This is a genomic window from Bacillota bacterium, from assembly GCA_023511455.1.
GTDB lineage: Bacteria > Armatimonadota > HRBIN16 > HRBIN16 > HRBIN16 > HRBIN16.
Window position 1 is genome coordinate 61674 of sequence record JAIMBJ010000016.1, and the last position, 6160, is coordinate 67833.

Annotated in this window: 6 protein-coding genes; 2 read left to right on the forward strand and 4 right to left on the reverse strand. The window is 61.0% G+C overall.

Translation table 11 applies throughout. The annotated features are described in order from the left end of the window. Positions 1-9 precede the first annotated feature (9 nt). Genes K6U75_10230 through K6U75_10240 form a run of 3 tightly spaced genes read right to left on the reverse strand, consistent with a single transcriptional unit; the run spans position 10 to position 2934 of the window. The gene (locus K6U75_10230; protein MCL6475414.1) at positions 10-912 is read right to left on the reverse strand and encodes a hypothetical protein; all 903 of its coding nucleotides are present in this window, start codon (positions 910-912) and stop codon (positions 10-12) included. Further along, positions 912-1679: a hypothetical protein gene (locus K6U75_10235; GenBank protein ID MCL6475415.1), complete on the reverse strand. Its 768-nt coding sequence runs from the start codon at positions 1677-1679 to the stop codon at positions 912-914. The genes K6U75_10230 and K6U75_10235 overlap by 1 nt, the downstream gene beginning before the upstream one ends. A 19-nt stretch (positions 1680-1698) precedes the next feature. Then, positions 1699-2934, reverse strand: coding sequence for an ATP-binding protein (locus tag K6U75_10240; protein ID MCL6475416.1), 1236 nt, complete (start codon positions 2932-2934; stop codon positions 1699-1701). Between the two features lie 169 nt (positions 2935-3103). Between K6U75_10240 and K6U75_10245 the strand changes: the two genes are divergently transcribed. Together K6U75_10245 and K6U75_10250 are read left to right on the forward strand one after the other, a co-directional pair. Next, the gene (locus K6U75_10245) at positions 3104-3754 is read left to right on the forward strand and encodes a hypothetical protein (GenBank protein ID MCL6475417.1); all 651 of its coding nucleotides are present in this window, start codon (positions 3104-3106) and stop codon (positions 3752-3754) included. A gap of 11 nt (positions 3755-3765) precedes the next feature. Continuing rightward, positions 3766-4872 carry a hypothetical protein gene (locus K6U75_10250; GenBank protein ID MCL6475418.1) on the forward strand — a complete coding sequence of 369 codons (1107 nt, stop codon included), beginning with the start codon at positions 3766-3768 and terminating at the stop codon, positions 4870-4872. A 249-nt stretch (positions 4873-5121) separates the two neighbouring features. On the opposite strand, the gene K6U75_10255 is transcribed toward K6U75_10250, so the two are convergent. Next, positions 5122-5964, reverse strand: a complete 843-nt coding sequence (locus K6U75_10255) for a phytanoyl-CoA dioxygenase family protein (GenBank protein ID MCL6475419.1) — start codon at positions 5962-5964, stop codon at positions 5122-5124. Between the last annotated feature and the right edge of the window lie 196 nt (positions 5965-6160).

The window sequence follows — 6160 nt, forward strand, 5'->3', positions numbered from 1 at the left end:
CCGAGTGGACTACCCGCGCCGCGCTTTGAGTGCAAGGCGTGCCAGACCCTCAGCAGGCGAGGCGGTGGGTACAAGAATGTTCGCATGAGGATACTCTGCCAGCACCTTCTGGCGCAGGGGGGCGATGACCCACTCGCCTGCCCGGAAGACGCCGCCACCCAGCACCACAGGGAAGGTCTCTTCGGGCGTGAACAGCTTGCGTGCCACCACCAGCACATCGTTGCCCAGCGTCTCCCCTGCTTCGCGGAGGATACGCTGAGCCACTCGGTCGCCGGCGTCCGCCGCTTTGCTCACCCGCACCGCAAACCCTGCCAGCACGTGGCGGGGAAGCGCGTCCCGATACACCCGCCGCGTGATTTCCCACGGGTGCTGCAGCCCGAAGTAGTCCATCATCTCTTCGCGGAGCAGCGTTGGCTCACCACGCCCATCCGCCGCGCGTGCCACCGCCCGCAACCCCTGCAGTGCGATGTCGGTGGCGCTGCCCTCGTCGCCCAGCAACATGCCCCACCCCCCGACCGAAACATGCCGTTCCGCACCACGCCACCCCACGGTGCTGGAGCCAGTGCCCGCCACCACGCCGATGCCGTACGGCTCCAACACCCCGCCCGCTGCCAGCACCGCGCGATGCTCCGCCTCGTGGTGCCACTGCGCGTTAGGAAACGCCAGCTGGATCTCCGCACGGATAGAAGACAGGTCGGGGATGAACGTGGAATACAGCCAGACGACCTGTTGCGCGTCGACCGCCGCCGCCAGCTGCGCGCAGACCTCCGCCACCGACCGCTCGCACTCCTCCACTGGAGCGAAGTAGAGGTTGGTGCTGCCACTGCGGCCGCGCGCCACCACCTCGCCCGCCTCATTCATCACCACCCCTTCGGTCTTCGTGCCGCCGCCGTCAATGCCCACGACCAGCATCAGTACCCCTCTGCTTGCGGTAGATACGCGCTCCATGGGGAAAGGACATTGCCTTTGGAGTCGCGCTGAACCGCGATCACGCTGGCAGGCACCTCCCCGACATGTCCATCTGCAAACAGCGTGTTAATCGTGTTGCCGTGTCGGGTGCGCAAATCCCGATAGTTGTCCCACTTACCGCCGCGCGAAAACACCGCCAGCCGCTGCACGTAGCGCGCCCCTTTGTCGCTGCGGTTGTCGGGCGTGTCGAAGCCGAGGAACAACGCCTGCTGCTCCGCTGGAATGTCAGGCAGGGGATGGGTATTCAGCCCCTTGGGGTCGCTGTCGGCAATGACCGCCAGCTGGGAACCACTCGCCGGTAGCCTGCTGGGGCGCACCCCCGACGCGGGCAAAAAGAAGCCGTAGGAAACATGCTTTTTTGCGTCCGAGTCGGGGTCGATGTACGGAGGTTCCTGCCTGGCAGGGTCTGCCGGACAGTAGAAGCGTTTGGCATCCAGATACCCGCCAATCAGCATGGGCCACGTGACCAGTTTGTTATTCCGTTGTTTGTCTGTGTAGTAAGCGAGGGGAAGGGTCTCGTCCCAGTCCAGCATGTAGGTGCGCAACGCGCTGGACATTTCGCGCATATTGCTCAGGCAGCTGGCGTTGAGCGACCGCCGACGCAGGTCCAGGTAGCCCGGCACCAGTATCGACACCACCACCAGCGCAATGCCTATCACCCATAGCCGTTCCTTGAAGCTTGGTCCCTGTTTCTGCTGTTCTTCCTCCAATGGCAACCTCCTTTTTCCCTCAGTCGGGCGAGCACCACAGCGCGGACACAGGCTGTGCCCACAGACCTTCTCCAAAAGGAACCGTCTGCTCGCCCCAGTATAATACGATACCACGCCGCAGGCTGTTGCCGACCAGCGATTGTAGTGTGCGAAGTCCCTTAAAATGGCTGGCATTTACCGTCGCGCTTGCTTTCACCTCGACACCGACCAGCGTGCCGTCCGCTGCCTCGATCAGGAAATCCACCTCTTCGCCCCGATCCGTGCGAAAATGATACAGGCGCAAGCGCTGTCTGCTGAAGCCGATTTGTTTCAGCAATTCCATCCCGACAAAGTTCTCCACCATTCGTCCCTGCAGCAGTGGGTCGGTTGCCAATCGGACCGCGTCTACCCCCAACAACATGCAGGCGATGCCCGTATCGTTCACCAGGATTTTGGGCGACTTGAGCAACCGTTTGCCCAAATTCGCAAACCAGGCAGGCACACGTGTCCACAGGAAGAGCGTCTCCAGCAGGGTCAGATAGCGTTGAAGCGTGGTCTGGGGCACGCCGGTTTGCTGCGAGAGAGCCGCGACATTGAGCGTCTGGCACGCCTGAGCCGCAAGCAGCTGCAGCAGGCGAGGCACCTCCGCCAGCCGTTCGATATCGGCGATTTCGCGCACGTCGCGAGCCAGTAGCGTATCGATATATGCCGCCAGCCAGTCTACTCGTTCGCGTGCATCGGAGCGCAATACCGCCTCAGGGTAGCCACCGCGTTCTACACGTTCGAGCAGGTCACTTGTTCTCGGAAACCGGCGGGGGGAAAAATCGTCGGAAAAAAGGCTCTCCACCCACCGATCCTGCCTGCCTTCAATCTCGCCCTGCGTGAGCGGCATCAGCGTCACAGTAGCCATACGCCCCACCAGCGTCTCGGAAAGGCGGGGAAGCATCATGGGATTCGCCGAGCCGGTAAGCAGCAGGTCACCCACCTCACGATGAGCGTCGATGCGCAGCTTAATGGCAGGCAGCACCGGTAGTACCCGCTGTACCTCGTCCAGCACGGAACGCGGTGGCAGCTCGCGCACGAAGCCCACCGGGTCCTGAGTGGCAGCGGACAACAACACAGGATCGTCGAAGCTGAAATAGTGCTGCATGACGCCTGTTTGAATCAGCTGCTTTGCCAGGGTGGTTTTGCCCACCTGCCGTGCTCCCTGAAGTAACACGGCGGGCATCGTCTGCAGCAGTTCTGTGACTCGGTTGGCCAGCGCTCTGGGAAACATCGTTCGTCATTATACACTACAATGTGGTGGAATTTCCACCACGCTGTGGAGGATTTTCCACCATTCCTTCGAATACTCGGCATCCCCCTCTCCTTCTGCAGGAAAAAATACCATAATAGGAAAAGAAAGTACAAAATCAACCTGAAGCGAAGGAGGTTCTCTCACAAACATGTCACGAAGCATCTGGTTGTTACTGCTGGTTGTGCCGCTCCTGGCAGGCTGCGGTGCTGGGTTGAAGGAAGAGGGGCGGCTGGCCGTCTCCAATCCTCTGGGGCGGTCGGAGGGCGAAGCGATAGAGCTGTTAATCGGTGTGCTCCCGGCTTCGCGCAACGGTGGAGGCGTTACCCGGCAGGCTTACGCCAGCTATACCGGCTCCTTCTCCAATACCAGCACCGACGTAACCATCACCAGCGTACGTCAGTTCGTTATCTGCCAGCGGATTCAGTCAGCGCAGGTGCAGGTTCCCGAAGAATCTCCCCTGCCCGATACCATCACTCTGAAGAACTTCCGCCTGAACGCCACCTTTTCTGATAATCAGGCGCAGGTGACTTTCGACGTTCCCGTCACGGGTACCGTTACCCTCACGCACACCACAGGCAACAACTACACGGTCACAGTGCAGGGCGCGGGCAACGACCCCTGTCTGGGCGCAACGCTGCAATCGGGTGGCCTGAACACGCTGGCGCAAATCCTCACGCAGGGAGGCGACAACACCGTTGGGGTTACTCTAACCGCAGAGGTTACCAGTGACCCCGGTTTACCGGACGGCACACGAATCATCCTCACGACCGGTCTGGGTACCGGCACTCTGGAGCTTTAGGAGGAGATGCGATGAAGAGAGGTTTCTGGATAAGTTTGGCGGTGCTGGCGATAGTATCTGTTGGCGCGTGGGCGGATGAAATCTCCATCTTCGGCTCGCCGACGCGAGGGATGGCAGGCGCAGGGATTGCCCTGATGCGCAACCCTTCCGCACAGATGTACCTCAATCCCGCGGCGGTCGCCTACGTGCGCGGGGTGCAGTTCGGAGTCAACAATCTGAACATCGACACCGAAGGCGCAACGCTCCGCCAGATTAGCGACACGGTGACCATCGGGCAGAAGGGCGTCGTGGACCTTGCCGATGCTGCCCGGATCGTGCGCACTTTTGCTGAGAAGGACAAGGTGCAAGCGGTGGCAAACGCCGACTTCGGACTGGTGTTCAACGGCATCGCCGTCACCGCCGGAGCTGTGGGTGACTTCCGCCTGTATCCCAATGCCCAGCTGCAGCGATGGGCACGCGGCGAGAGCAACGACCTGACCGGTGCCCGGGGCGATATCTACGGACTGGTCGCCTTTAGCCTGCCCGACATCACCTTTGGGGCGCGCCTTTCGGCGGGAAGCGAGCAGAGCGAGATTGCCATCGGGGCGCGTCTGCGCGTGCTGCGCGTATTCTACACCCACTATTATGCCGACCAGACCGACCTGTCCTCGGGCAACGCGGGAAGCCGTGCGGTCGAGCTGGGCGCAGCCGATTATCTGGACAAGCGCGGCACCGGCGTCGATGTGGGTATCATCTGGAAGCCCAACAAGGAGCTCCCGCTCACCTACGCGCTGGTGGTCGAGAACTTTATCGAGCCGAACATCGAATTCCCCTACACCGCGCCGAACACGAACGCGCCACAGACCACCATCAAACCGCTGAAGCGCGCGCTCCACGCGGGCGTCGCCCTGGAGGACCCGCTGGGCATTACCTACGTGGCGGACTGGGTGGATATCACCAACAGCCTTGGTAAAGGCGAACTGCGTTTCGGAGCGGAGAAGCGGCTCGGCGGAGGACTGGCCATTCGGGCGGGCTACGGCAGCAAGAGCGGCTGGGCTATCGGCGGAGAAGTCTTCGGCATCAACATCGCCTTCGCGCAGAAGTTCCCACTGCAGGTGTCCCGTTCGTTTGCGTTCTGACGTGTTCTCACACCGCCGACGTATCCGCAGGGGCTGACCAACGGCCAGCCCCTATCTCCATTTTCTGGGAGTGTGTTCGCCAAACCGCCTCAAGGCTTATTCTAGCGACTACAGAGACGCTTTCCTGTCATGCTGAACGCAGTGAAGCATCTCTGAGATTCTTCGCTTCGCTCAGAATGACAGATGATGTCGCTTTATATCGCCAACACGGTTGCAACAGCCTGACCCCTACCATTTATCGAACACTTCCTAAATCAGGGCAGCTTCAGGCTCTTGAGAGGCGAGGAAGCGCGACCGCGAGTCAGTGCCCGGTCCCGCGTCTGCTTCTGGGTCTATGCCGCGCAACATCAGCCCCTGACCTCGGGAAAGATGGGTCAGCACGGTCGGGTGGTCGGTGGGGTCGCGCATCTGGATGAGCAGGGTCGTGCGCGCTTCCTGGGTCGTGTTGACGCCAGAGCCATGAATGGTCAGGTAGCTGAACACGATTACGTCGCCCGCCTCTGCTGGCACGGGAACCGCCTTATCCAGCGGATACTGTTGCACCGGCAGATGCCAGCCCCCCTGTGGGTCATGCTCCAATGGCCCCAGCTTGTGGCTGCCCGGCACGATGCAAACGCACCCCTTCTCGATGGGCGCGTCGTCGAAATGTACAATGGCTGCCAGCATGGTGTGTTTTTCGTGGGGGAAGTAGGGGTAGTCCTGGTGCATTGGGAAGGGCGCGCCTTTCTCCGGCGGCTTGATGAAGAGCTTGGTGTGATGCAGCTGGATGTTCTCGCCGATGAGGTCGGCGATGCGGTCGGTCAAACGCGAGTCCAGCATCAGTCGCGCGAACGCCGCGCTGTGGTACTGCGCGTTATGGCAGTGCAGCAACTGGGTGGGGAGACTGGTAACTTCACGCGCACTGCCCCATGCGGCGTTGATCCCGTTTTCCGAGTACACCTGCGCCAGCCGATGGATGAGCGCGTGCGCCTCGTCGCGCAGATACTGCGCCTCCTCGCGAGTGAATACCGATTTCAGTAACAGGTAGCCGTTTTCGCGGTAGAACTGCACCTGTTCGGGCGTGAGCGCGTACAGCTTCTTGCCGGTCAACATGACAAGTCCCCTCGACGTGTTTTTTTAGTTTGGATAAATTGTAACACGCTTACCTGAGGGAGGCAAGCTGCCCCGCGGATGACGCAACACCCGAACACATCATACACGTTGTTGCTCACCACCTGCGCCGTGCCCAACGGGTCAAAGTGATGCCACTCATTGTTTCGCTGCACCGGCGAGATGCCCTGCAAATACA

What these genes read in the sequence shown, in the direction of transcription:
- K6U75_10230 (MCL6475414.1), bottom strand. Translation starts at nt 912, where the DNA reads ATGCTGGTCGTGGGCATTGACGGCGGCGGCACGAAGACCGAAGGGGTG.
- K6U75_10240 (MCL6475416.1), bottom strand. Translation starts at nt 2,934, where the DNA reads ATGTTTCCCAGAGCGCTGGCCAACCGAGTCACAGAACTGCTGCAGACG.
- K6U75_10245 (MCL6475417.1), top strand. Translation starts at nt 3,104, where the DNA reads ATGTCACGAAGCATCTGGTTGTTACTGCTGGTTGTGCCGCTCCTGGCA.
- K6U75_10250 (MCL6475418.1), top strand. Translation starts at nt 3,766, where the DNA reads ATGAAGAGAGGTTTCTGGATAAGTTTGGCGGTGCTGGCGATAGTATCT.
- K6U75_10255 (MCL6475419.1), bottom strand. Translation starts at nt 5,964, where the DNA reads ATGTTGACCGGCAAGAAGCTGTACGCGCTCACGCCCGAACAGGTGCAG.